We start from the raw sequence: 24,644 nt of genomic DNA, 5'->3' as shown, positions 1-24,644 counted from the left end.
CTGAAACTCAGTATATTGTATAAAAGTCGGTCAACTTTAGGAGGTTTGGTTTCTCGTCTGAATTACGCAACAAAGCCATGAGATTTTGCTAAAGTTTGCTCATCAAATAGGCTTGCCTGCACTGCATCTAACGGAAAATGAAGTAAGCTTAGCCTTTGATGATAATCTAAGGGTGCATATCATCTTTCATCCTGAATCGACAACTCTGCAGCTCGAAGCTGAGATTGTTGGCCTTCAAATTGTAAATTCCGATCTCTATCGCTCTTTCTTGGCCTTTAATTATCACTGGCCTGAGCACCAGTTATTTTTTAGTTTGGATAACCACCGACATGTCCTATGTTTAAACCGACTCATTAACATTAGGCGACTGGATTACGAATATTTTGAAACAGCTTTAGCAGAATTGCTGACGCACAGCGAGTCGTGGGAAGCGTTATTGTCTTCTCATGTAACCATTGATGAGGCACCACCGATGCCACAAACTTTAGACTTGAGAGTTTAGGTGTCTTTATGTCCAATGACATCCAATCCACATACACCAATTCATCGGTTCATGACGTTCAACAAGCGCAGCAAAGTGATGCAGTGCCGCAAGGAACGTTTCATGGCCGTAAAGTCACCCTACTCTCCTCATCAGAAAGCAGTATGACGCGAACAAGCTCTAAAAGAGAGCTTGGTGAATGTTTAAATCAATTTGCCAGTCTCGAATCTTGCAATCGCGTTTTGGACTTTGATCCGCAACTCAATATTGACAAGCAAAACGCCGCCGTAGAAAAGCTTATGGAACGAAAAGTGGCGATAATTCAACGTTCCTGATATCACAATATAAGTAGGTTAAACATCTAAGTTAACCTTCAGCCGACAAGCTCACGCTAATAAAAAACCCCGAAGATTCGGGGTTTTGATTCATACTGCTTTTTCTTTATTAATTACTTAGTTTCACTAGAAGAAGCCTAACGGGTCGATGCTGTAGCTAATCAGCAAGTTCTTAGTATTCTGGTAGTGATCCAGCATCATCTTGTGCGTTTCGCGCCCGATACCCGATTTTTTGTAACCACCGAACGCTGCGTGTGCAGGGTAAGCGTGGTAACAGTTAATCCAGATCCGGCCAGCTTCAATATTACGGCCCATACGATATGCAACGTTCGCATCACGTGTCCAAACACCTGCGCCTAAGCCATATTCAGTGTCGTTTGCGATTTCCAACGCTTCAGCCTCATCTTTGAATTTGGTGATAGCGATCACTGGGCCAAAAATTTCTTCTTGGAAGATTCGCATCTTGTTGTGGCCTTCCAACATGGTTGGCTGAATGTAGTACCCCTGGTTGATAGACTCTGGCTGTTCTGACACTCCACCACCAAAGACCACTTTTGCGCCTTCTTCACGGCCGATTTCCAGGTAACTTAAAATCTTATCAAACTGTTCTTGAGAAGCCTGAGCACCAACTTGAGTATCGGTATCGAGCGGATTACCTTGTTTAATCAGCTGTGCACGTTCCGTCAGTTTCTCTACAAACTTGTCATAAATCGCTTCATGAACCAGTACGCGAGATGGACAAGTACAAACTTCACCTTGGTTGAAGAAACCAAGTAACGTACCTTCGATACACTTATCAAGATACTCATCTTCGTAATCGAAGATATCTGAGAAGTAGATGTTTGGAGATTTACCACCTAACTCAACTGTCGATGGGATCAAGTTGTCTGCTGCACATTTCAGAATGTGGTTGCCAACTTGCGTAGACCCGGTAAACGCGAGTTTCGCAATGCGGTTGCTGGTTGCTAATGCTTGACCCGCTTCAGAACCATATCCGTTTACAACGTTGATGACACCAGGAGGAAGAAGGTCACCGATTTTTTCCATCAGAACCAGAATGGATGTTGGGGTTTGCTCTGCTGGCTTCAATACCACACAGCAACCCGCCGCTAGTGCCGGTGCTAGTTTCCAAGCCGCCATCAACATTGGGAAGTTCCACGGAATAATTTGACCAACCACACCAATCGGTTCTGGGAAGTGGTAGCTTGCGGTGTGCTCATCCAGTTCTGCCGCACTGCCTTCTTGTGCGCGAATACAGCCAGCGAAGTAACGGAAGTGATCCACTACTAAAGGTAAATCTGCCGCCAAGGTTTCGCGAACTGGTTTGCCGTTTTCCCAAGTTTCTGCAACAGCAAGCTCTTCTAGATGCTGCTCAATACGGTCAGCAATTTTCAGCAAGATGTTCGAACGTTCTGTCACGCTGGTTTTGGCCCATTTTGCTCTGATGTTGTGCGCGGCATCCAGTGCTAAATTAATATCGTCCTCGCCAGAGCGAGCAACTTTACAATACGCTTGTCCGTTGATTGGTGAGATATTGTCAAAGTACTCACCACCCGTTGGTTTTACCCATTCCCCACCGATAAAGTTATCGTAATGCGATTTAAAGTTAACAATGGCATTTTCACTACCTGGCTGTGCATAGATCATAACTCTTCCTTTTGTTTCTCGTTCAATGTGTTATTGCAGTGTCGTATCGCACTGTTCACAAAGAGCATTACGCAAGTCACACGCCAACTACACCACACTTGTTGTTAATTAAATGTAAAACTATGATTACCAAGCGATAACAAACCAAGTGAGCGACGTTTGAGCGGATGTATGGTGTGAACACCAATGTTCAAGTGTTCCAAAATGGCACACCCTCACTGTGACAAAATGGTACAGTCATGGAACTTCAACATATTAGCGATAACAATTGGCTTTCAACTTCATGGGTCAGAAGTGAACAAGCGGGTTTAAAACAGCGTCGACGCCCTGAAGATATTCGAGTAACGCCAGCAACGCTCCAAGATAGGCGTCACCAACTCAATTTTTTGCTAGAGGCAGTTACTCAATTTGCACTCCCTTTGTTTAATCAGCTATTTGCTCATAGCGACAGTCGCTTAATTTTGACGGATTCAGATGGTGTCATCATCGGCAGTTGGGGACAGCCTAGATTTCGTGAGAAGTTAACGGAAATCTCGCTAAGCTCTGGAGCATGCTGGCAAGAAAAGGTCAAAGGCACCAACGCGATTGGTACAGCTTTGGTTGAAGCAAAGCCCGTTTCTGTTATTGGTGATCAGCACTTTATCCAACACCATCGTTTTATTAGCTGTTCGGCTAATCCTATTTTCGATCATCTTGGTAACCTCATCGGCGTATTAGATATTACGAGCGAGCAAAAGAGACATGACTTCTCAACGCAAGTACTAGTACAAAACATGGTCCAGCAAGTCGAGAATCAACTACTTAACTTGATTCCTCAAGGGCATATTCGTGTGGATTTAGCGTGCGAAAAAGGCTTACTGAATAGTGGTTGGCAAGGAATTATCATTGCAAATGAAGACGGACAAGTTTTGGCTCACAATCAAGTAGCCTCTCAACTTTTTGCGCAAAAAAGTATCATTGGGCAATCCTTAGACGACATTCTATCCACTCGGGGAAATGAGCACCCTTTCGTTTTCAAAACAAAACCGCTTACTGATAAAGATAGCAAGGTCAAGTCTCGTGCTGTAGTGGCGTCCAATGATCTTCATTATGGCGACTCCGCTGTTGAGCACTGTTGGCAGCAAGCTAATCGCGTCATCGATAAAGACATCAGTTTGTTGATTCTCGGGGAGACTGGTGTTGGCAAAAACGAGTTTGTAAAAGCACTCCATAAAAACAGCCAGAGAAAAACGGGACCGTTAGTTTCCGTCAACTGCGGAGCGCTACCAAAAGATCTGGTTGAATCTGAATTATTTGGCTACGTAGCCGGTGCCTTTACTGGAGCAAACAGCAAAGGCTATCAGGGAAAAATTCGCCAAGCACACAAAGGGATTTTGTTTCTGGATGAAATCGCAGATTTACCCTTGGAAGCTCAAAGCCGGTTGCTCCATGTATTGCAAGATAAAACCGTGCTTCCCGTGGGTTCAAACCAAAGTATTCAAGTCGATACACAAATCATTGCAGCCACGCATAAAGATCTGGAACATTTGGTCAGCGAAGGATTGTTCCGCCAAGATTTGTATTATCGCCTTAATGGCTTGATCATTGAGCTACCTCGCTTTGAGGAGCGTGAAGATAAACGACAACTGATTGAGAACATTCATCGGCGTCACGCCGAATCTGAACAACAGCTTTGCCCTCACCTACTTTCTCTGATGCTGTCTTACTCATGGCCAGGAAATTTGCGTGAACTCGATAGTTTAATCAAAGTATCCGCCTTAATGGCGCAAGGTGAAGAAATATTGGAACTCACACACGTCCCAGCCCACCTAAGTAAGAAACTAAGCCAAGCTCAAGAAGGAGCAGCATCGGCTGAACCAACTTCAGAACTGCGTGCAACCGTCGAAGATAAGTTGCTCAAAACATATCAAGCCAACCAGGGGAACATTAGCAAAACGTCTCGTATGCTTGGTGTGAGCCGAAATACCATTTACAGAAAATTGAAAAGCCTTGGCATATTAAGTTAATTCTACGACCTCAGATATAAAAAGAGCACCGTTGCGGTGCTCTTTCTCTTTGAAACCTAGCTTACAGGCCGCCTTGTTGTTGTGCCTGTTTTACTAATGCCTGACGTTGAGTTTCCTTCTCAGAGATCACTTGATTGTCCTTGTGCATTTCCTGTTCCAATTCTGCTGGAATGAAAACAAAGTACTTGTTAAGAGTCATCTTAGAACCTCAATTTGCTGTGTTAATTACCTTCTTGGTCGACGTAAACAAAACCAGAAAAACATGTTTTACTGGATCCTTGTTGCTAGTTTCAAAAAATAAAGGATGTTCATATAATAAACATCCTCCATGTGGGCGATAATTATAGGCGTAGTTTAAAGGCTTACCTAGCACTCTTTTTCACCTTTTGTGCAATCTGAGTTTCGATCGAAAAACGGATTTAGTTGCCCGTAATTACTAAGGTATTGTTAAAAAGAGAAAAAAGCTTTTACTGTAACTGACGACAGGGATGAGCTTACGAGTGTAGGTTCACTTGCAATTGTGTATCGTAGAGTTCGAATACGATAATAATAACGCTACATGCCCTTAATCTGCGTAGTTAAAAACTTTGAAGTGATAGACAACCGAAGTCATATCTGTGCAACTCAGTTTAACGATTTGTCTACCGGTTCAATATTTCACCTTTTTTGAGAAATCTTTAGCCACTTTTTTGTGTGAAACGCCCCAAAAGAGCAGACAATTAAAAGTGTGGCATATGACCACAATTGTCTATCCCCACTTAGCTTCGGGAGGCGTTTATGAAAAGTAACAAACTTGGCCATGTGATGTCTTTCAGCAGGATGTTTTCCTTCATTGCATTCTTGACGGCCACATTCGCATGGATTATCAGCATGTACGCCCTATTTACTGTTTCTTTAGTGGCTCTTGTGGTCAGTGCAATTCTCTACCTAAAAGACAGGTTTTATCAAAACAAGAAAACGACCACTGAAAAGAGCGCCTAGGCGCTCTTTTCTATTGGATGTCATTTCCGTGTGACTTGATATAGTTATCAATCCGTTCGAGTTCGTGAAAATAACCATACATACCAATACGATTAATTTCTGGTTCTATACAGTATTTTTCTTCTTTTACCATAGCTTCTACAAACATTCCGCTTGATGCAATTGTGAAAGGTGGACACGCTGAGTAACCATTATTTTCTGCAATATATTTCAATCGCCCAAATTCAAAAACTTGACCTGGAATAGCAACGATAAGGGACAAGACAACTGTTATAGTTATCACTTTAATCGGCACTTTGACTAACTGAGTCATTCGATCAAATAAAATATAGACCAATAATGTAGGGCACAAGAGTAAGCTTGCGATACTTAAAACATATGACGCATCAATGTAGACCACTTGAAAACCACTACTGAGCTGAAGCGGTAGAGATTCGAAAACGAAATGATGATAAAGGCGATAGATGGAGTAAGTAATCAGTAATATGAACATAAGCAACACGAAAGCTGTGTGAAATGGATGCTTCTGTTGTGTCATTTCTATTACCTTATAGTTGAGGAGACGGCAGAGAGCGGCTTAGCTTCACTCTTCGAAGAGAAATATTAAACTGCTAGCAAATGCATGCTCTCCCATTTCTGAGAAGTGCGTGACGAATCAACGTTTAATGTAACTTTTAAATCTACCAATATCTTACAGACACAAAAAAGGATGCCACTTGGGCATCCCTTTATATCTTTATATTTAGTCGGTTTACTTAAAACGATTACACGTCGTAAGTTGTAGACGCTGTGTCGCCGCCTGTACCAGTCCAGTTAGTGTGGAAGAATTCACCACGTGGACGGTCAATACGCTCATAAGTGTGAGCACCGAAGTAGTCACGTTGAGCTTGAAGCAGGTTCGCTGGTAGACGAGCTGTTGTGTAACCGTCTAGGAAAGATAGCGCAGAAATCGTACATGGCATTGGGATACCAGACTCTAGAGACTTCGCTGCTACTTTACGCCATGCTGCTAGGCTGCCTTGTAGGATATTTTTGAAGTACTCATCAGAACCTAGGAATGCGATGTCTGGGTTCGCTTCGTACGCATCACGGATGTTGCCTAGGAACGCAGAGCGGATGATACAACCACCACGCCACATTAGGGCTACGTTACCGTAGTTTAGGTCCCAACCGTTCTCGTTCGATGCTTCGCGCATTAGCATGAAGCCTTGAGCGTAAGAGATGATCTTAGAAGCTAGTAGCGCTTGACGTAGTGCATCAACCCACTCTTGCTTGTCGCCTTCAACAGGAGTGATTGTCTTACCGAATAGAGATTCAGCTTCAACACGTTGGTCTTTCAGTGCAGATAGACAACGAGAGAATACAGACTCAGAGATAAGTGTTAGTGGAATACCTAGGTCTAGTGCGTTAATACCAGTCCATTTACCAGTACCTTTTTGGCCTGCTGTGTCTAGGATCTTCTCAACGAGAGGCTCACCGTCTTCATCTTTGTAGCCAAGGATGTCAGCCGTGATTTCAACAAGGTAGCTGTCTAGTTCAGTCTTGTTCCAATCAGCGAATACTGCTTGCATCTCGTCTGCAGACATACCAAGACCGTCTTTCATGAACTGGTAAGCTTCTGTGATAAGCTGCATGTCACCGTATTCGATACCGTTGTGTACCATCTTAACGAAGTGACCAGCACCGTCGTTACCAACCCAGTCACAACATGGCTCACCAGCGTCAGTTTTCGCAGCGATACCTTGGAAGATAGGCTTAACCGCTTCCCATGCTTCAGCAGCACCGCCAGGCATGATAGATGGACCGAAGCGCGCACCTTCTTCACCACCAGATACACCAGTACCGATGAAGTGGATACCTTTTTCACGTAGTGCAGCAACACGACGGTTTGTATCTGGGTAGTTAGTGTTACCACCGTCAATAATGATGTCGCCTTTGTCTAGCAGAGGTACTAGCGCTTCGATGAACTTGTCTACAACGTCACCAGCGCGAACCATCAACATTACTTTACGCGGCGTTTCTAGCTTCTCTACTAGTTCTTCTAGAGAGTATGCACCGATGATGTTCGTGCCTTTTGCTGGACCTTCCAGGAACTCGTCTACTTTAGCAGCAGTACGGTTGTGAGCAACCACTTTAAAGCCGTGATCATTCATGTTTAGGATAAGGTTTTGACCCATTACTGCTAGGCCAATTACACCGATATCACCTTTCATTGTTTCTCTCCAATTTTATTTCATCGACGAGCAGCGTCTTAAGCAATTTTTGCTGCCGCGTCTAAATCTAAATACCATTCCGTTAGGCCCGATTTCGCTTGAATCTTAGCCGCTGGGTATGGCAGTGCGTGTGCTGGTGAACTGTTAATTTCTTCAACAATGTCCGCTTTTCCTGCACCAAGCACTAAGTAACTAATGCGTTTCGCTGCTTCTAATACGCGTGCGGTTTTCGACACACGAAGTTGGCCCGATTCAGGATGCGACGCCACAAGAGATAGGTTCGCATCATCATAATTCGTTTGGCCAGGGAACAGAGAAGCTGTATGACCATCTGCACCAACGCCTAATAAGATCCAGTCAAACACAGGTGTGCCGTTTTCATTCGGGATTACCTCTGCCATCTCTTTTGCAAAGCGCTCGGCTTCTGCTTTAGGCTCATCTTCGCCACGGATGCGGTGAATGTTTTCTGCAGGAATATTTACTTGGCTAAACAACAACGTGTTCGCTTCACCGTAGTTGCTTTCTGCGTCGTCAGGGGCAACACAACGTTCGTCACCCCACCAAAAGTGGAGGTTTTCCCATTGAATGGAGGTTGCGTAAGCCTCTGAAGCCAGTAGTTTAAACAGCATTTTAGGAGTGCTGCCGCCAGAAAGAGAGATGTGAACAGGTCTGCCCATTTCGCTAAACGCTTTCATATCGTTAGCTAGGCTTTCAACTACCTGTTCTGCTGTTTGGTAGATCTTATGGTTGATCATAGTTCACAGTAATCCGTATCTGTTAAGTTTTTACATGGGAAACGCCAAGCACGGCCATCACGCTGTAACAAGTCATCTGACTCTTTAGGTCCCCAAGTGCCGCATGCGTACCCGAAGAGGGATTGTGGATCTTGCTTAAAATCTAAGATTGGCTGTACGTATTGCCAGCACGCTTCCACCGCATCACTACGTGCAAATAGCGTAGCATCACCATTCAAAGCATCAAGTAGAAGACGCTCGTATGCCGTTAGCATTTGCGTTTCTTGCAGGTCAGCGTAATGGAAGTTCATTTTCACTTCCTTCGCTTCAAAGCCTGCGCCTGGCTCTTTCAAGCCAAAGCTCATTTGAATGCCTTCGTCTGGTTGAATACGAATGATCAGCTTGTTTTCTGGTGCGTTTTGACCAAACACAGGATGCGGTGTTTGTTTAAAGTGGATAACCACCTCAGTAACGCGTGTTGGAAGACGCTTACCAGTACGCACGTAAAATGGCACGCCATTCCAACGCCAGTTGTTGATGTACGCTTTCAAACCGATGTAAGTCTCTGTACGAGAATCGTCTGCAACTCCCGGCTCTTCACGGTAGCCGCGTAGGCTTTGCCCACGAACTTCAGACGCCGTGTATTGGCCTAATACTAGGTCATTGCGCAGAGCGTTTTCGTCTAATGGCTTTAAGCATTGAAGCACTTTTACCACTTCATCGCGCATCGAGTCTGCATTGATTTGCGCTGGTGGTTCCATACCTACCATTGCTAATACTTGTAGCAAGTGGTTTTGGAACATGTCGCGCACAGCGCCAGAGTTGTCGTAGTAACCACCACGCTCCTCTACGCCAAGGAATTCTGCGCCTGTGATTTCAACGTAATCAATGAAGTTACGGTTCCAAAGCGGCTCAAACATCGCATTAGAGAAACGAAGCACAAGCAGGTTTTGTACCGTTTCTTTACCTAAGTAATGGTCAATTCGGTAGATTTGATGCTCTTGGAAGTGCTCGTGAATTTCTTTGTCCAGAATACGCGCCGATTCAAGATCATAGCCGAATGGTTTCTCAATGATCAGGCGTTTCCAGCCATCCTCTTCACTGTTAAGACCATGTGCTGCAAGACTTGCAGGGATCACACTGTATAAACTTGGTGGGGTTGCTAAGTAAAAAAGCGTATTGCGTTGCTCGAATTGATATTCGTCCGCAAGTTGGTCTAAGCGAGAAGATAGCTTACCGTAATCTTGTGTGTCAGAAGTATTAATTGCTTGGTAGTGCAGATGGTTAATAAATGCATCAAGCGTTTCTGGCTCAGTCTTTTCCATTTCCTGAAGCGATTTTTTCAGCTTCGCGCGGTAAGACTCATCACTGTATTCAGTGCGACTTACACCCAGAATGGCAAAATTCTCTGGAAGCTGCTTGTTCGCGTAGAGGTGGTATAAAGCAGGAATGAGCTTACGGTACGTAAGGTCACCTGAAGCACCAAAAATAACGATGCTGCTGTTTTCTGGTATTACCATCATCTTTCCCTTAAAAACGAGGTACTTATTGTGTGCCCGGATACGGCTAGAGAATGAGCCAACCCTATCAATGGCACCTCAAAATAGAAAATTGGTCTTACCTATTACGTTGATAGGTAAAGTCTATGGGCCCAAAGAACCTCAAGAAGTTGCATTTCCGATTCTTGAAAACACGACGTATTGAGGTCATTTAAGTCACTTATGTCTCAAAAGTACACACTGTACTCGCTGGAGGAGAGTCCGACACGGGGCAATATTGTCTACGACTATTTGATTTACATCAACACTTGCCAGTGCAAACGTTTAAATAAGTTGCACAAAACGTCATAAGCGATTGTATTTTATTGATAAAAAAAGTTTCATCTGAACGCTCCAAAATTTAAGCAAAAACTCTAATGTGGGCAATAATTACTCATCCTTGCAATCCATTACAGTTTTATCGTGATCTGTGTTACTTACTTTTTATTTCATCATGCTATTGATAATGATACTCAATTAAAGATAATGAAATCACTATTAATGTGAAAGTAGAACGCCATGAAATCAAGCGCCATTAACCCACATCCCATAAACCGAATACAATCGGTGCTTGACTACATTCACACCAACTTAGACAGCACTCTGAGCGTAGATGAAATATCGAAAGCAAGTTGTTGGTCTCGCTGGCAACTGCAACGCGTATTTCAACAACACACTGGCGTATCCGTCGCTCACTATATCAGAGAGCTTAAACTTAGCCTTGCGGCTGAGCGCTTAATCCATACTTCTGACCGCTCGTTAGATATAGCGATAGAAATGGGATTTACATCTGAACACGCATTTAGCCGAGCGTTCAGGAATATGTTTTCAAAAAGCCCCCGTGAATATCGAAAAACGCAACAGCTCTCCGGGTTGAGACAACCTTTGACGCTGCGTAAGACACCAAAAGAAGAGAAAAAACATCAGCGCTTTATTGAAGTTCGAATAGAAACAAAACCGGCTTTTGAACTTGCTGGTTATCATGAACCTATTCACGGATTGTTTTCCGCTGCGCCCGATTTCCAATCCAAAGTACCGTCACTTTGGTCACGTCTTTATTCATCTGAAAACCTTAACAATTCGGAAAGTAGTTACTTTGGCGTGATTGATGTGACTCAAGCGTATTCAAACAACCAACAACTTGAGTATTGGGCAGGTTATGAGTGCAGTCCAACAGCAAACGCACCAAGATCAACGAACTCTTCCAACTCGGGGTTAGACCTCTTGGCTGTTCCTGAGCAAACCTACGCCGTCATTACACACATAGGCAAAGCATCAGAGCTCGCCTCAACGCTGGAATGGTTTATTTTACATTGGCTACCCTACTCTAATTATCATGCTATCGATGGTTATGAGTTAGAGCTTTATCCAGAAGGTTATGATGTTGATAGCGAACAAGCACAAATGCAGTATTGGATTCCTGTCGAGCCAAACGACTCGCTATCTTTAAAACCTAAGAACAGAAGAATAAGTTCCAAAGATTAGTGTTTTGCACCAAATTGTTAACTTTTCCTATTTCTTTGAATATAGAATACAAATAACAATCATTATCAATAAATAGAAAAAGTAGTGGAATTTATAAATATGGAAAGTCCGATTCGATTTCATCGTTCAGCGGTTGCTATCGTCGTATCCGCATTGCTCGCTGGCCACGCCAATGCGACTGAGAGCGTATCCCAACACGAAACGATTACGGTGCTAGGAGAAACATACCGAAACACCGCAACTAAAACCGTTTTAGAACCGGAGGAAACACCGCAAGCGATCACGGTAATCACTAAAGATGACATGGACCTGCGCGGCGTAAACTCGGTGAGCGAAGCATTGCGTTACGCGCCTGGCGTAAATACAGAATTGCGTGGCGGTGCCGTTTCCCGACTTGACCTATTCAATATTCGTGGTTTTATTAACTACACCAACTTTTATGATGGTCTTCCTTTGCTGTACAACGGTTGGAACCTTCAACCTCAGGTCGATTCCGTTGCTCTTGAGCAAATCGAGGTTTTTAAAGGGCCAACGTCTGTTCTTTACGGCAATATTCCACCAGGAGGTATGGTCAACATTATCGCCAAGGCGCCTCAGTCAACACCCTCGCACTCTGTCTCGATTAGTACTGGGACTAACAGCCTAAAAGAACTGACGTTCGACACCACAGGACAAATTGGTGATTCTAATGTGGATTACCGTATTGTAGGCCTAGCTAAACAGCGAGATGGTCAAGCCGATACGTCTGAAGACGAACGTTATGTACTCGCCCCATCTTTCAATTGGCAAGCGACAGAAAGCACATTAGTGAACGTGAATGTTTACTATCAAAATGATCCATCAGCAGGTATCTACACGACTGTGCCTGCGTCTGGCTCAGTGATTAAAAACCCACTTGGCTCGATGTCACCAAGCACTTATTTGGGGGATGAGGACTGGAACACTTACGAACGCGAAGTTCTGATGATGGGTTACAAAGTCCAACACGACTTTAACAACAATTGGCAATTTCTACAGAATGCCCGCTACATGACCGCCGATGCCTATCAGGAAAACACATATAACGGTGCACTTGAAGCGGATAACCGTACCGTTGGTCGAAATGCCTATTTAACCGATGAAAAGTCCAAATCCTTTGTGATTGACAACCAACTATCTGGCTACGTTAAAACAGGAAATTTTGAACATAACTTATTGTTCGGGCTTGATTATCAGTATCTAGATTCAGATGTAAAATACAAAGACACGCTTGGGTATTCGCTAACTCAGGACATTTTTAATCCTGACCACAACAGCATTGATCGTAATGCACTGAATTTCCAATACAAACAAAACTTAGATATCAAAACGAAGCAGATTGGCGTTTATTTCCAAGATCAAGTTCGTTACGACCAACTTGTAATGATTGCAGGTCTTCGTTGGGATAAATACGATTCAAATACAGACGCCGTTAGCGATTATCTAGGAACAGTATCCAACAGCAAGGAAGAGTTAGACGATACCAACGTATCTTTCCGAGTCGGTGGTTTGTATGAGCTAGACTTTGGTCTCTCGCCATACCTTACTTACTCGGAAAGTTTCGAGCCAATTGCGGGTGCCGACTCTTCTGGTAAAGCATTTGAGCCATCAACCGGTCATCAATGGGAGTTAGGCTTTAAATACGCCCCATTATCTGGTGATATCTCAGGTAACTTAGCACTCTTCCATATTACGAAGAAAAACGCGATCTTGACCGATCCGAATAATCCTTATGCACCGAACTATCAAGCGGGCGAAGTGGTATCACAAGGTATTGAACTTGAGGCAAAATGGCAAGCCACAGCACAAGCTGATTTCACTCTAGGCTATACATATACCGATATGGAGATTACCGAGGACAGTTATTACAACCAAGAAGGTAAAACGCCGGTTTGGGTACCTGAGCAAACGGCCTCTCTATGGGCCAATTACTTCTTTGAAGGAAATCTTTCAGGCCTTCGTACCAGTGCTGGCGTTCGCTATGTCGGGGAAGCACAAATTGATGCACAGAATAGTCAAAAAGTACCGGACTACACCTTGTTTGATTTGGCAGCAAGTTACGATTTCTCAACGGTATCTGAATCAATGAAAGGGGCTAGCGTCACGCTTTCTGCAAGCAATCTATTCGATAAAGAATACTATTCTTGTTACGACAAAAATAACTGTTGGTTTGGCGCTGAGCGCTCTATCGAAGCGAAGTTAGAATACAACTTCTAACCTCTTAGAGCGGAACAGCAGTAATTTGTAAAGCGATGGTTTCTACAATAAGCCATCGCTTTTTATTTTGCATAGAGCATCAATATAAACGCTACCGTGTCACTTTTTTATAGCACCTTTCTGGCCTACCAACAGAGCCATAGTTTAAATCAGCCTCTAGTTCACCAGTGCTGATAAGATACTCCAAATAGCGCCTCGCCGTTGTTCGGCTCGCGCCGATCTTTTCGCCTGCCTCATCAGCGGTCAGCGCACTGCCATTTGGGAACAACTCCCTGATCTTGTCTAGGGTTACACCATCAATCCCTTTTGGTAATCGGTTCGGCAAGTTGTCTTGATTGGCGTGAGACTGCAGCATTTTATCAACGAGGTTCTGATCCAAACTCTCTACGATGTCTAGTTGTTGGCGTTGGGACACATACTTTTTCAGTGCGGCATCTAAGCGTGGAAACATCACTGGTTTTAACAAGTAATCGACAACGCCACCCCTCATCGCCTGTTGTAATGTATCGACATCCCTTGCGGCTGTAATCAAAATGACATCACACGTTTGGTTACTTGCACGCAGTGTATTTAGTATCTCAAGCCCTGTGCCATCGGGAAGATAGACATCCATCAATAGTAAATCTGGCTTAAGAATGTCGAGTTGCATTTCTGCTTCCATTCTCGTGGTCGCAATTCCAACCACTTCCAAACCTGTCAGTTGGCTTAAGTATTTGTGGTGCAGCTCAGCAATAGCCAGATCATCTTCAATGATCATTACGCGAGTCGCCATACTCATAATTGTTCTTCCTTGGGTAAGTACACCGTTATTCTTGTCCCATAATTTGTATTGGGTATCATCTCAACATGGCCGTGATATCGAGTAGCAAGCTGATTGACAAGGTGCAACCCAACACCTCGATTTTGACGAGATTTCGTTGAAACGCCTTTTGTAAATAATGTTTGTGGATCCATTGTTTTTGGGAGGCCACAACCATGATCTATCACCTCAAGTATCACTTCATTTCCGTAATCGCTAACGGACACATCAATGTTTCTGCGTTCTGACGCAACATTTGATTCATCGCGAATTGAAGTTAACGTGGCATCGAAAGCGTTATCAATCAAATTACCCAAAATTGTGACAAGGTCTTCCGAATTTAGCCACTCAGGTAGGGGCTCCAGACGACTGCCTTCCTCAACCACCAGTTGTAAGCCTAACTCGCGAGCACGTTCAGTTTTTCCAAGCAACATACCTGCAATTAGCGGGTCCTTAACGGTATCTCTTAAAAACTCAATCATTGCTTGATAGTGTGCGGTTTCTTGTCCAATTAACTTTTGCACCGCATCAAGCTCACCCATTTGTACTAGCCCACTAATGGTGTTGAGCTTATTTCGATGTTCATGGGTTTGCGAACGTAACAAATCTGCATATTCCTTGGTTTGTGATAGCTGCTCGGTTAGATCATTAATTTCATCCCTTAAACGGAAACTCGATACCGCCCCCACGATTTTTCCATCAACATAAATTGGAGAGCGATTTGCAATCAGGCGCTTATGATTAAGGAATATTTCAATATCATGATCTTCCTGCCCGCTTTCTAATACTGTATATAGATCGCTATCACGCAGCGTGTCAGTCAAAGGTTTATTGAGCGCTGATTCTCTATCAATACCGAGAATCTGGCAGGCACTACGATTTATCGAGCGAAGTATCCCTTGGGCATCAATGCTTAACACGCCCTCTTTGATGGTGCTCATCGTCACTTCTAATTCGCCGTACAACCGCCCTATCTCTTCAGGTTCAAAGCCTAAAATGGCGCGCTGAAACTTTCTCGACGCATAATTAGATACAATGGCATTAGCGACGACAACTACGATGACCATTAAAATCAAAAAGGCCAAAAATGGTTCGATGCGGTCTTGCAGTCGGTCGAGCAAATAGCCAACTGAAACCACACCAATGATGTTCCCTTGCTCGTCAAAAATCGCAGCTTTACCACGAACTGAATAACCTAACGAGCCCTGTGCCGTCGAAACATAAGACAACCCCCGTTCTAGCGCTCGACGATTGTCGCCACCTCTCATTGGCTTGCCCAACCGCTCATCAACAGGGTGGATTAAGCGTACTCCCTTATGGTCGCCAATAACGATGAATGCAGCACCTATAGCTTCGGTTAATTCTCGAAAGCGAAGTTGGTATGGCTGGGGGTTTTGGGTTTCGATCATTTCACGAACAACCGCTGAGTCCGCTAAAAAACGGGCAACACCCAGTGCTTTTTCTCCCATTTCTTGCTCTTGATTGATTTTGAGATAAGTGAACCCCGCGGCGACAAGCAATAACAGCTCTATCAACCCCGATAGCGTCATGATAATGAGCATCCGCTTACGAAAGCTGATGGTTTTCCAACTCATTGATACATCCTTGTGATTCACTCTTGAGCGTAACGTTAACACTCAGTTAACAGCATGACGTTGTCGCGGTGATAAATCTGTGAGGAAGGCAAACAAACCGCAGAGTTTACGGTTAATTAATCGACGAGCTGAAACATAAAATTACAACCATTCACCAAATTTAGCATTCCTCTCTGATACTCAATTCCATACATAAATTGCCCTTAAAATCATGATCGCGATCACATCGATTTTAGCGGTTTTTGAGGCGTTTTTAGACTTTACAACGTATAATTTTTAATCAACGAAACCAATGAGAGTTTCGGTTTGAAAGCAGTGAAGCTGGAAGTCTATTAAAAGCTCAACATTGATGTCAGTGGTTTGGACAAAAATAAAACAAAACACAAATACTGACTATATGACAAACACTTAGACACCATCTGAAAACTGGAAAACTATAAACAGAGGTGCATTTATAGTTAGAAGGAACACCAAACATGGAACGCGATACCTTTGGAATATGCCTGAATAAGGCGATGCTGTCAGAGAATATGTATTCAACATTTACACACGTCAGGGCTTATGAAAAAAACGGAGGCGGTACTTCTGATCTCAAAGTCCTGTTATCGTTCCCTCAAATGAGTGGAAAAGATCTATTGAATACGATGCGAGGTTCTCGTCAGCTCGAGTGGAGAGCGGAGTTTCACTGTCCATATACGAAATAAATTTGTAACATCTCCCGCGCCCAGCACAAATATAACTGGGCGCATACTACTGCCCAATTTTCCCTCCTACTTAACACGCAGTTACGAATCCTTTATATTAGAGCTAATACTCTACGACAAAGCAGCCATTATGAAAAAAACAGGAAAGTTTTGGATACTGGGCTTACTTAGCAGCTCGATTTCCCTTGCCTGTCATGCGGCACCGATCACTTTTGATACCGCATGGCAGCTATTGCTAGAAAACAACTATTCTCTTAAAGCTCAACGCTCAAACGTCGAGAACTACCAATACCAAGAGAGTGCCACCAGCAATCTCAACTTACCTCAAGTTACCATTGGCGCGAATTACACGCGTTTAGATACCGATATCACGCTGTCGGGAAAACAGATTCTAGACAGCACAGGAGCACACATTAACGTACCTCCTGCTTTTCAGCCTATTTTTGGTGCCTTAGCTAATACCACTTCGACCATAACCGAGCGCGATATTTTCTCTTCGTCTATTCGTGCCATTTGGCCAATTTTTACTGGTGGTAGAATTTCTGCGGCTCAATCAGCAGCAGAAGGCAAAACGGATGAGGCGAAAAGTCAGCTTTTAATGGAACAACAAGCGCGTTTTGAAGATTTATCGAAGTACTACTTTTCTGTCGTACTGGCAAAGGAAGTACTCGCAACGCGGCAAGCGGTTGAAGCTGGGCTAAAAAAGCATCGAGATTTTGCCATTAAGCTTGAAGAGCAAGGACAAATCGCGCACGTTGAGCGCCTGCAAGCCGAGGCTTCTTTAGATAAAGCATCTGTAGAAACACGTAAAGCAGCCAGCGATTTGAGTATCGCTCAGGCTGCATTAGGTAAATTACTCGCGCAAGATGATGCCGTAGAGCCCGCTGAATCTTTGTTTATCAACGACAGTCTTCCCCCTCTTAGCGCTTTTGTCGATCAAACGCTGCTTACCTATCCGGGGTTAGAACTTCTGAGCGCTAAACACAAACAAGCCTCTAGCTTAATCAAAGCAGAAAAAGGGAAATACTACCCTGAAGTTTATCTTTACGGCGACTACAGCTTGTATGAAGACGATTCTCTCGCAAGCCAAATGAAGCCTGACTGGTTAGTTGGTGTTGGTGTCAGCATTCCACTGATTGAATCATCAGGGCGAAGCGAAAAAGTCAAAGCCGCTCAAAGCGTCGTCTCGCAGGTCGACTCATTAAAGTCCCAAGCCAAACAAGACTTATCGCTGTTAGTCCAAAAGACATACTTGGAGGCTCAGCAAGCCATTGATGAAGTACAAGGGCTCGCATCTAGCATTGAACTCGCTAACGAAAATCTGCGCTTGCGTGAAAAAGCATTTACTCAGGGTCTGTCGTCTTCTCTGGATGTTGTGGATGCACAACTTTATGTCGCGAGTATAGAAACACAACGTTCAGCGGCGCGTTTCCGCTATTTAATATCTTTAACCAAGCTACTCGCATTGAGCAGTGAAATGAACAGCTTCGAACAATATCAAAATACCGCTTATATCCCTGCTTCAACATCCAAAGAGGTGAAATAAATCATGGCAGCTAAATCACTAAAACCCGTTTTACTCTCACTTTGTGCTTTGGGTGTTGTCTCTTGGGTTGGCTACCAATTTTACCAAGCCTATCAACCAGAACCGATCCGCTTACAAGGATTGATTGAAGCCCAGCAGTACAGCATTTCCTCAAAAGTTCCAGGCCGTATTGACGAGGTCATGGTCCGTAAAGGCGACGATGTAGAGAAAGGTCAGCTTATTTTTACCCTTCATAGTCCTGAAATTGAAGCGAAGTTAGAACAAGCAAAAGCAGGTGAAAAAGCGGCGGACGCCTTAGCTCAAGAAGCTGAGAAAGGCGCACGTGAGCAACAAATCCAAGCAGCAAAAGATCAGTGGATGAAAGCCAAAGCCGCTGCGAATTTAATGGAAAAAACCTACAATCGTGTGAATAACCTTTATAACGATGGCGTGGTTGCAGAACAAAAACGCGATGAAGCTTTAACTCAATGGCAAGCAGCGAAATACACAGAAAGTGCTGCGTTTCAAATGTATGAAATGGCAAAAGAAGGCGCTAGAAGTGAAACCAAAGTGGCTGCGGCGGAAAAAGCGCGCATGGCATCAGGTGCCGTAGCCGAAGTAGAAGCGTATGCGAAAGATACTCAGATCTACAGCTGGTTCGACGGCGAAGTCTCTCAAGTTCTGCTTCAAAGTGGTGAATTAGCACCTCAGGGCTTCCCAGTAGTTACTGTGATAGATACAGAAGATGCCTGGGCGACACTGAATGTGCGTGAAGATTACCTTCAACACTTTAAAAAAGGAGCAACCTTTGATGCCTATTTGCCTGCCTTAAATAAAAATGTTGAGTTCAAAGTAACGCATGTTGCCGTTATGGGTGACTTTGCAACTTGGAGAGCAACCGATGCTTCTCAAGGTTTTGATCTTCGTACCTTTGAAGTAGAAGCTCGTCCAGCTCAACCCGAACCTGAACTGCGTATGGGAATGAGTGTTGTCGTTGAACTTTAATCACAACCACTAGGTTAATGCTATGACGATTAAGATTTCACAGCGGCATATCTTACGACGAGACAAGTGGTTGCTTTCGTGCCTTACTTGGATACCGATTTTGCTCGCGATGATGATTTGGGGAGTGTTCTCTGCGGGCATTGCCCGGGATCTGCCAATCGGTGTGGTTGATCTACAACATTCCCAACTTTCTCGAAAGCTCATTCAATCTTTGGATGCGTCGTCGAGCCTGGCTGTTAACTATCACTACACCAGTGCAAGCGAAGCAAAAAATGCGATGATTGAAGGCGATATCTATGCTTACGCGGTCATCCCATCTAAGTTCGACCAAGATATTCTCCAGCACCGCCAACCTCAACTTTCTGTCTTTTACAACAGTCAGTACATTTTGGTAGCGAAACTGATCAACTCTGCCGTTGCGCAAGCACAAGGCTATTTCGACGCTCAGGTTGAAGTAATGGGAAACTTGGCTAAGGGTAACACCACAACGTTAGCAGCGGCTGGACAGGCTGTACCAGTGTCGACACAAATAACCGCATTATTTAACCGTAACAATAACTACGCACAATTTTTGGTAACGGCTATCGTGCCAGCCATTTGGCAAATATGTATTGTAGTAAGCACTATTTTGATTCTTGCCGCGCACTTTCGCATTTATGGTGGAAAGAATGGCTTTGCATTTTTGGGCGAAAAGCCATACGCCAGGCTCACTACCCTATTAAGTCAGTACATTCCGGTCTTTATGGCGCAAGGTGCGTTGTTCTTGTACTGGTTTTATTCCGTGCTTGATTGGCCAATGGAAGGCAGTTTTGTGGTTATGCTACTAGCACAATTGGCGACGGTTATCGCCTGTATCATTATGGGAGCGTTGTTCTTCTTCTTGTCGATGGATCCTGCACGTGCGATGAGTTTTGCTGGCGCGTTTACGGCTCCAAGTTTCGCGTTCATGGGAATTACATTCCCAGTTTCTGACATGAACACGCTCGCTTATGCATGGCGTTCATTATTGCCGATTACCCATTACATTGAAGTACAAGTGAGTCAAGCAAGCTATGGAGCATCGGCCGCACAATCTTTAAGCTCGCTATGGCCTATGATTGGTTACGTTATGCCTCTGCTCATTACCGCAGCCTTGATGGGTAAACATCGAACAGCTTCATCAACACGCCAAGCGAAGGAGGCGGTATGACATTGTGGCAACTGATTAAAGCGGAACTTAAGGCCGTTCTAACCAATCCAGTCGTTACGTTGACCGTGTTTGGTGGTGTCGTATTTTACTCGTTTTTATACCCTTTGCCTTATGCACAACAAACGCCTCGTGAACAACCAATCGCGATTGTTAATCTAGATGGTAGTCAGACGAGTTTAAAGCTAGAACGTATGGTTGATGCCACTCCGCAAGTCAACGTAGTCACTCGACTTCATACGATTGCCGATGCAAAGCAAGCATTTTTACAACGAGAGATCACCGGTTTTTTAGTCATACCAGAACACTTTTACAAAGACCTAATGCTAGGTAAAAGCCCGACTCTGGCCTACGCTGCGGACGCCTCGTATTTTCTCGTGTACGGAACCGTGGTAGAAGGATTGGCCCAAGCGGGAGGCACATTAGGGGCCCAAGTGAAAGTCAGTAAAATGGTGATAGATGGTGTGCCCATGAGTATGGCTAGCCATAATTACTCTGCTATTAAGCTTAATATGAAACCGACGTTCAACCCAACCATGGGTTACATCGAATACGTAGTGCCGGCAGTATTTGTTCTGATTTTACAACAAACGTTGATCATGGCGGTTGGATTGCAAACGGGAACACAGCGTCATGGTCGTGGCTATTGGTCACAAGTATCAACGGGATCGCTGCTGCTTGTGAGAACGTTAGTATTTGTGGCAATTTATTATTTACTCGGCGCCTATTATTTTGGTTTTAGCTTCGAACGCTTAAACGTAAACCATATCGCCAACGCGGGAGAATTGCTGGCTATGTTGTTACCGTTCTTTTTAGGTTGTTGCGGACTAGGCTTCTGGCTAGGTTACTTATTACCTCGGCGTGAACTTGTCACCTTAGTCGTCCTAGTGAGCTCTATGCCGCTCATTTTCTTGGCTGGTTTTATTTGGCCGATTGAAGCCATACCTACTCCCTTATTATGGATTGCTGATTTAAGCCCAAGCACTTGGGCGATAAAAGCTTTCTTAGCGCTAAACCAAATGGGGGCAACCTGGCAACAAGTCGCTCCACATTGGACGGCCCTTTGGGCACTCACCGTGCTTTGGGGTAGCGTTGCGTACTGGATTGCTAAGCGAAGTAACAAGCCAGTTGTAACAGAGAGCTTGGGGTGACAGCTGACATTTTCTATTACTATAAAAAAAGCCGGGTAACTAAACCCGGCTGAAAATCTGCGTCCTTGCAGCGGACATATGGTAAAAACACTTTTTGCTCTGGGCTTACCCATTGAGCGAGATTAGATTAAGCCAAAAAGTATGGATTCCATACTCTCATATAGAGGGTCATATCCTTCCAATAGACATTAGTCTTCGCTAGAAAGATAACGTTTTTCAGACACAAAAAAACAAGACTCACATTGAGTCTTGTTGTTGATAGGGATGAGCAAGATACATGTCGCCGCTAAGTCATATCGCGGATTATTTTCTCTCGGTATTCTGTAACGACCTTCATGATTGAATTTTTTACATCACCGACTTGCTTAGAGGGTTGGCACCATAGGCCAAAACCAAACTTAAAACCTTCCAATAATTCAGAAGCTTCCACTGGCTCTATATGATTATTAGAAAACTCCGAATGGGCAAACGTTCTGGGGAGAATCGCCCATCCTAAACCTGCTTCAACCATTTTCACTACAAGGGCCAATTGGTCGACCTCTTCATGGTTCGAACTTACGATGACTTTTTCGCCCATTCCCTCTTCAATAAGAGACCGCAGTACAAATTGTTTACTATTCCTCAAGGCTGTCAATACTCGATCTGGTGCCACAGAAGCGAGTTCACCACCTTTCTGGACGAAAGGAACAAATTCAAAATGACCTAAAAACGTCGCATCCAGACTATGTATTGCTCGACTATCATGTACATTGACAATACCGAATTGATACTCACCATTCTGTAAACCCTCTTTAATTTCGTTGCGATTACGAACAAGAAAGTTAACTCGCATCATCGGAAAATCTGCTGCTAATTGAATACGAAGCAATACAAGAAAACGGTGTGGTATAGCGCTTGAATAGGCGATACTAACATTCTCTAACCCACCGTAAGCTAGACTTAATGCGACTTTATCGAAAGTACGTGCTTGTTCGATGGTTTGCTTAGCATAGTGGTAAAGAAGATGACCATCTTCTGTCGGTTCTACCGAGCGCCCCACTCGCTCAAACAGGTTGACCGCCAGTTGGTCTTCAAGATTGGTAATCACCTGCCCTATTGTGGTTCGGTGCTTATTGAGTTTGACCGCCGCCTTACTAAACGAAAGCTGTTCATAAACGGTTACGAACGCGAGAAGTTGTTCAAAACTAAAATTCATAGGTTGTGCTTACTTTTTAGAGTTATCTAATTAAATTACCACAAGATCGTAGAATTGCTACTTGGTAACGGAAACAATCTGCGTTTGAATTCCTTCTCGACGACACAAAAAAACCTACTAGCTTCAGTAGGTTTTCTCTAACTTAGTTGTACTCAACGACACGAGCTAAATAGTTGAATTCTCCTGAGTCACCATGGTAATCGCGGTAGACATCGACACTGAAATATTTAGGTTGATCAGCGTAAATGTGGTCAACGACTTTTTGCTCAAGTGACTCCAACGTTTCACCGACCTGAGAGTACACGAACTGCTTGTTCACTTTTTCCAATTTACGTTGTTTCGCTTCTTTGTGTGACACATAGTTGTTGATCTCTTCCCACTTTCCCACGAACTCGACCGCCACGTAACTCGAGTTCTCGTCAATCATAATAAAGGCTGCACCTTCTTCTTTGATTGCAGACAGTTGCTGCATATCACTATCCACTTTTTGCTGGTCAAGATGGGCACCACTTTGGGCGAATGCAGTCGCGGAAGCGGTAAGCATCATGAGTGTAAGAACGGCTTTTTTCATTGTATCGTTTTCCTGTATTAAGGGAGTTCAGTTACCCAAAGTTGCCCTTGGGTGGCTTTTTTGAATCCATATTCGTAAATCGTCAGCAAGTAGCGGTGATCGAACATATCTTTCGTTACTTTGGCGTATCTGAAATCTTGATCAATGTAGGTAAACTGCATCTCGATATCGTTGATTTCACTGATGTATTTCATTCGATAGAGATCACCACGAGTTTGCGCTAGCGTAAGGCTTGAGACACTTTTCGATACCAAGTCCAAACCTTTGTCTTTTAGTGGACGATACGGCGCTTTTAACGCACCATTGCGAATCACATCCAGCTGAGGCGCTTTTTCTAACCCCAAAGCATCTGAGATTTGTTGATAGTTGAAGTTAGACGGATTAAAGAACACCTGCGCTGCGAGACCGCCATCTACGTGTAACTCCTCAAGTGTTTCTCCATCATGTTCAACATCGATAAATTGTGGAGGGAAAACACCAGGGATCGATGCGCTCGCAGCAAGCACCTTGTAAATCAGTTCAGATTTGTCCGTTAAATCACTGTTCGCAATCGCACCAATATTCCAAACCACCAGTTCGCCTGAATCAAAATGGGTACTGCCAATAAAGAGGCGTTTACCATTGCGGTGTTGCTGCGCCATCGCCTCAATCATGGGCTCAGGGTAAGCGTCTGCGATGAAATCATAGAGGTTCTCACCATCGGTAAACGCGTCCTTAAACAGGGTATTTAAGAAGTTCTTCTTACCCAAAATATTCTTATCATTGATGTTGAGCATGACTTCTTTCATCTTTGGCATCGCATCACCGCCAATGAAAACAAAAGGAGCGATTAGGGCACCAGCACTGACTCCAGTAATGATGGCATAATCTTTTAGCTCCCCCTTTTCCTGTAGCCCCATCAAAACGCCGGCCCCGTATGCGCCGTTTACGCCACCACCCGATAAGGCCAAAATATTGAGCTGTTCACCCTCTACTTTGATCGGTGTGGTTTGATTGTGCGCTGAGTAGAGAAAATCCGGCGCTTCATTGGCCCACATTCGAAGTGGCTCATTTGGTGTCGAACTCGCGATCTCGACATCTTTATAGTTGCTTTGAGAAACACGAACATCCAGCGTATGAGGTGAACTACAAGCTACTATCAGCAGCGAAAGTGCAACCGTCACACCAGAGGAAATTAAACGATTCATAATCAGTCTCATTTAATGTTCTCTGGCGTATGACCAGAGACTCAGTTTGAAGTTAATTGGGTCAAAATGAA

The 24,644-nt window shown here is 44.0% G+C and carries 22 protein-coding genes; 11 read left to right on the top strand and 11 right to left on the bottom strand.

Features of this window, described 5'->3' with window-relative positions; translation table 11 throughout:
• The first annotated feature begins 61 nt into the window (after positions 1–61).
• Complete coding sequence (exsC, locus tag R7E78_RS20275) at positions 62–502, top strand: type III secretion system regulatory chaperone ExsC (protein ID WP_318058182.1); 441 nt, start codon at positions 62–64, stop codon at positions 500–502.
• 8 nt (positions 503–510) lie between these two features.
• On the top strand, positions 511–816 hold the full coding sequence (gene exsE2, locus R7E78_RS20270) for a T3SS regulon translocated regulator ExsE2 (RefSeq protein ID WP_005377171.1): 306 nt from the start codon (positions 511–513) through the stop codon (positions 814–816).
• Positions 817–942: 126 nt separating this feature from the next.
• Here the strand turns inward: exsE2 and R7E78_RS20265 are convergent, their stop codons facing one another.
• A complete protein-coding gene (locus tag R7E78_RS20265; protein WP_318058181.1) occupies positions 943–2,463 on the bottom strand; it encodes an aldehyde dehydrogenase family protein in 1,521 nt (506 codons plus the stop codon).
• Positions 2,464–2,702: 239 nt separating this feature from the next.
• On the opposite strand from R7E78_RS20265, the gene R7E78_RS20260 reads away from it, so the two are divergent.
• The gene (locus tag R7E78_RS20260; protein ID WP_318058180.1) at positions 2,703–4,469 is read left to right on the top strand and encodes a sigma-54-dependent Fis family transcriptional regulator; all 1,767 of its coding nucleotides are present in this window, start codon (positions 2,703–2,705) and stop codon (positions 4,467–4,469) included.
• Positions 4,470–4,530: 61 nt separating this feature from the next.
• Here R7E78_RS20260 and R7E78_RS20255 read toward each other — a convergent pair whose 3' ends face one another.
• A complete protein-coding gene (locus tag R7E78_RS20255) occupies positions 4,531–4,668 on the bottom strand; it encodes a hypothetical protein (RefSeq protein ID WP_005377165.1) in 138 nt (45 codons plus the stop codon).
• A 578-nt stretch (positions 4,669–5,246) separates the two neighbouring features.
• On the opposite strand from R7E78_RS20255, the gene R7E78_RS20250 reads away from it, so the two are divergent.
• Complete coding sequence (locus R7E78_RS20250; protein ID WP_318058179.1) at positions 5,247–5,450, top strand: hypothetical protein; 204 nt, start codon at positions 5,247–5,249, stop codon at positions 5,448–5,450.
• A 10-nt stretch (positions 5,451–5,460) separates the two neighbouring features.
• On the opposite strand, the gene R7E78_RS20245 is transcribed toward R7E78_RS20250, so the two are convergent.
• The 4 genes from R7E78_RS20245 to zwf all read right to left on the bottom strand — a co-directional run bounded on the left by R7E78_RS20245 (position 5,461) and on the right by zwf (position 9,917).
• Positions 5,461–5,988 (bottom strand): hypothetical protein, encoded by a 528-nt coding sequence (locus R7E78_RS20245; protein WP_047102710.1) that lies wholly within the window; start codon positions 5,986–5,988, stop codon positions 5,461–5,463.
• Between the two features lie 226 nt (positions 5,989–6,214).
• Positions 6,215–7,663 (bottom strand): decarboxylating NADP(+)-dependent phosphogluconate dehydrogenase, encoded by a 1,449-nt coding sequence (gnd, locus tag R7E78_RS20240; RefSeq protein WP_005377160.1) that lies wholly within the window; start codon positions 7,661–7,663, stop codon positions 6,215–6,217.
• Positions 7,664–7,701: 38 nt separating this feature from the next.
• Positions 7,702–8,418, bottom strand: coding sequence for a 6-phosphogluconolactonase (pgl, locus tag R7E78_RS20235; RefSeq protein WP_005387158.1), 717 nt, complete (start codon positions 8,416–8,418; stop codon positions 7,702–7,704).
• Entirely contained in the window at positions 8,415–9,917 is a 1,503-nt protein-coding gene (gene zwf, locus R7E78_RS20230; protein WP_017634563.1) for a glucose-6-phosphate dehydrogenase, read from the bottom strand. The genes pgl and zwf overlap by 4 nt, the downstream gene beginning before the upstream one ends.
• Positions 9,918–10,454: 537 nt before the next feature.
• Here zwf and R7E78_RS20225 point away from each other — a divergent pair.
• Together R7E78_RS20225 and R7E78_RS20220 are read left to right on the top strand one after the other, a co-directional pair.
• Positions 10,455–11,420 carry a helix-turn-helix domain-containing protein gene (locus R7E78_RS20225; RefSeq protein WP_137282067.1) on the top strand — a complete coding sequence of 322 codons (966 nt, stop codon included), beginning with the start codon at positions 10,455–10,457 and terminating at the stop codon, positions 11,418–11,420.
• Positions 11,421–11,519: 99 nt separating this feature from the next.
• Entirely contained in the window at positions 11,520–13,655 is a 2,136-nt protein-coding gene (locus R7E78_RS20220) for a TonB-dependent siderophore receptor (protein ID WP_213968878.1), read from the top strand.
• Positions 13,656–13,746: 91 nt separating this feature from the next.
• Here R7E78_RS20220 and R7E78_RS20215 read toward each other — a convergent pair whose 3' ends face one another.
• Both R7E78_RS20215 and R7E78_RS20210 read right to left on the bottom strand, forming a co-directional pair.
• Positions 13,747–14,433, bottom strand: coding sequence for a response regulator (locus R7E78_RS20215; RefSeq protein WP_005377133.1), 687 nt, complete (start codon positions 14,431–14,433; stop codon positions 13,747–13,749).
• Positions 14,430–16,049 (bottom strand): sensor histidine kinase, encoded by a 1,620-nt coding sequence (locus tag R7E78_RS20210; RefSeq protein ID WP_104975367.1) that lies wholly within the window; start codon positions 16,047–16,049, stop codon positions 14,430–14,432. Before R7E78_RS20210 ends, R7E78_RS20215 begins: the two co-directional genes overlap by 4 nt.
• A gap of 476 nt (positions 16,050–16,525) precedes the next feature.
• Here R7E78_RS20210 and R7E78_RS20205 point away from each other — a divergent pair, with 476 nt between their 5' ends.
• The 5 genes from R7E78_RS20205 to R7E78_RS20185 all read left to right on the top strand — a co-directional run bounded on the left by R7E78_RS20205 (position 16,526) and on the right by R7E78_RS20185 (position 21,620).
• The gene (locus R7E78_RS20205; RefSeq protein ID WP_005377125.1) at positions 16,526–16,753 is read left to right on the top strand and encodes a hypothetical protein; all 228 of its coding nucleotides are present in this window, start codon (positions 16,526–16,528) and stop codon (positions 16,751–16,753) included.
• Positions 16,754–16,883: 130 nt separating this feature from the next.
• Complete coding sequence (locus R7E78_RS20200) at positions 16,884–18,299, top strand: TolC family protein (RefSeq protein ID WP_053306992.1); 1,416 nt, start codon at positions 16,884–16,886, stop codon at positions 18,297–18,299.
• Positions 18,300–18,302: 3 nt separating this feature from the next.
• Positions 18,303–19,283, top strand: coding sequence for an HlyD family secretion protein (locus R7E78_RS20195; RefSeq protein WP_054867010.1), 981 nt, complete (start codon positions 18,303–18,305; stop codon positions 19,281–19,283).
• A 22-nt stretch (positions 19,284–19,305) separates the two neighbouring features.
• Complete coding sequence (locus R7E78_RS20190) at positions 19,306–20,472, top strand: ABC transporter permease (RefSeq protein ID WP_225452410.1); 1,167 nt, start codon at positions 19,306–19,308, stop codon at positions 20,470–20,472.
• Positions 20,469–21,620: an ABC transporter permease gene (locus R7E78_RS20185; RefSeq protein WP_047009844.1), complete on the top strand. Its 1,152-nt coding sequence runs from the start codon at positions 20,469–20,471 to the stop codon at positions 21,618–21,620. Before R7E78_RS20190 ends, R7E78_RS20185 begins: the two co-directional genes overlap by 4 nt.
• A gap of 286 nt (positions 21,621–21,906) precedes the next feature.
• Here R7E78_RS20185 and R7E78_RS20180 read toward each other — a convergent pair whose 3' ends face one another.
• The 3 genes from R7E78_RS20180 to R7E78_RS20170 all read right to left on the bottom strand — a co-directional run bounded on the left by R7E78_RS20180 (position 21,907) and on the right by R7E78_RS20170 (position 24,573).
• On the bottom strand, positions 21,907–22,815 hold the full coding sequence (locus R7E78_RS20180; protein WP_017821360.1) for a LysR family transcriptional regulator: 909 nt from the start codon (positions 22,813–22,815) through the stop codon (positions 21,907–21,909).
• A 142-nt stretch (positions 22,816–22,957) separates the two neighbouring features.
• Positions 22,958–23,386, bottom strand: a complete 429-nt coding sequence (locus R7E78_RS20175; RefSeq protein ID WP_047102715.1) for a hypothetical protein — start codon at positions 23,384–23,386, stop codon at positions 22,958–22,960.
• Between the two features lie 17 nt (positions 23,387–23,403).
• A complete protein-coding gene (locus R7E78_RS20170) occupies positions 23,404–24,573 on the bottom strand; it encodes a patatin-like phospholipase family protein (RefSeq protein WP_115386040.1) in 1,170 nt (389 codons plus the stop codon).
• Between the last annotated feature and the right edge of the window lie 71 nt (positions 24,574–24,644).

The organism is Vibrio sp. YT-19(2023), from assembly GCF_033337395.1.
This window is presented reverse-complemented; position numbering and strand designations above follow the sequence as displayed.

Bases quoted from the DNA above. Each gene is read 5' to 3' on its own strand.
- R7E78_RS20250 (WP_318058179.1), top strand. From the start codon at position 5,247: ATGAAAAGTAACAAACTTGGCCATGTGATGTCTTTCAGCAGGATGTTT.
- R7E78_RS20185 (WP_047009844.1), top strand. From the start codon at position 20,469: ATGACATTGTGGCAACTGATTAAAGCGGAACTTAAGGCCGTTCTAACC.
- R7E78_RS20225 (WP_137282067.1), top strand. From the start codon at position 10,455: ATGAAATCAAGCGCCATTAACCCACATCCCATAAACCGAATACAATCG.
- R7E78_RS20255 (WP_005377165.1), bottom strand. From the start codon at position 4,668: ATGACTCTTAACAAGTACTTTGTTTTCATTCCAGCAGAATTGGAACAG.
- pgl (WP_005387158.1), bottom strand. From the start codon at position 8,418: ATGATCAACCATAAGATCTACCAAACAGCAGAACAGGTAGTTGAAAGC.
- gnd (WP_005377160.1), bottom strand. From the start codon at position 7,663: ATGAAAGGTGATATCGGTGTAATTGGCCTAGCAGTAATGGGTCAAAAC.
- R7E78_RS20180 (WP_017821360.1), bottom strand. From the start codon at position 22,815: ATGAATTTTAGTTTTGAACAACTTCTCGCGTTCGTAACCGTTTATGAA.
- exsE2 (WP_005377171.1), top strand. From the start codon at position 511: ATGTCCAATGACATCCAATCCACATACACCAATTCATCGGTTCATGAC.
- R7E78_RS20215 (WP_005377133.1), bottom strand. From the start codon at position 14,433: ATGAGTATGGCGACTCGCGTAATGATCATTGAAGATGATCTGGCTATT.
- R7E78_RS20245 (WP_047102710.1), bottom strand. From the start codon at position 5,988: ATGACACAACAGAAGCATCCATTTCACACAGCTTTCGTGTTGCTTATG.
- R7E78_RS20170 (WP_115386040.1), bottom strand. From the start codon at position 24,573: ATGAATCGTTTAATTTCCTCTGGTGTGACGGTTGCACTTTCGCTGCTG.
- R7E78_RS20175 (WP_047102715.1), bottom strand. From the start codon at position 23,386: ATGAAAAAAGCCGTTCTTACACTCATGATGCTTACCGCTTCCGCGACT.
- R7E78_RS20195 (WP_054867010.1), top strand. From the start codon at position 18,303: ATGGCAGCTAAATCACTAAAACCCGTTTTACTCTCACTTTGTGCTTTG.
- R7E78_RS20265 (WP_318058181.1), bottom strand. From the start codon at position 2,463: ATGATCTATGCACAGCCAGGTAGTGAAAATGCCATTGTTAACTTTAAA.
- R7E78_RS20190 (WP_225452410.1), top strand. From the start codon at position 19,306: ATGACGATTAAGATTTCACAGCGGCATATCTTACGACGAGACAAGTGG.
- R7E78_RS20210 (WP_104975367.1), bottom strand. From the start codon at position 16,049: ATGAGTTGGAAAACCATCAGCTTTCGTAAGCGGATGCTCATTATCATG.
- R7E78_RS20205 (WP_005377125.1), top strand. From the start codon at position 16,526: ATGGAACGCGATACCTTTGGAATATGCCTGAATAAGGCGATGCTGTCA.
- R7E78_RS20260 (WP_318058180.1), top strand. From the start codon at position 2,703: ATGGAACTTCAACATATTAGCGATAACAATTGGCTTTCAACTTCATGG.
- R7E78_RS20200 (WP_053306992.1), top strand. From the start codon at position 16,884: ATGAAAAAAACAGGAAAGTTTTGGATACTGGGCTTACTTAGCAGCTCG.
- zwf (WP_017634563.1), bottom strand. From the start codon at position 9,917: ATGGTAATACCAGAAAACAGCAGCATCGTTATTTTTGGTGCTTCAGGT.
- R7E78_RS20220 (WP_213968878.1), top strand. From the start codon at position 11,520: ATGGAAAGTCCGATTCGATTTCATCGTTCAGCGGTTGCTATCGTCGTA.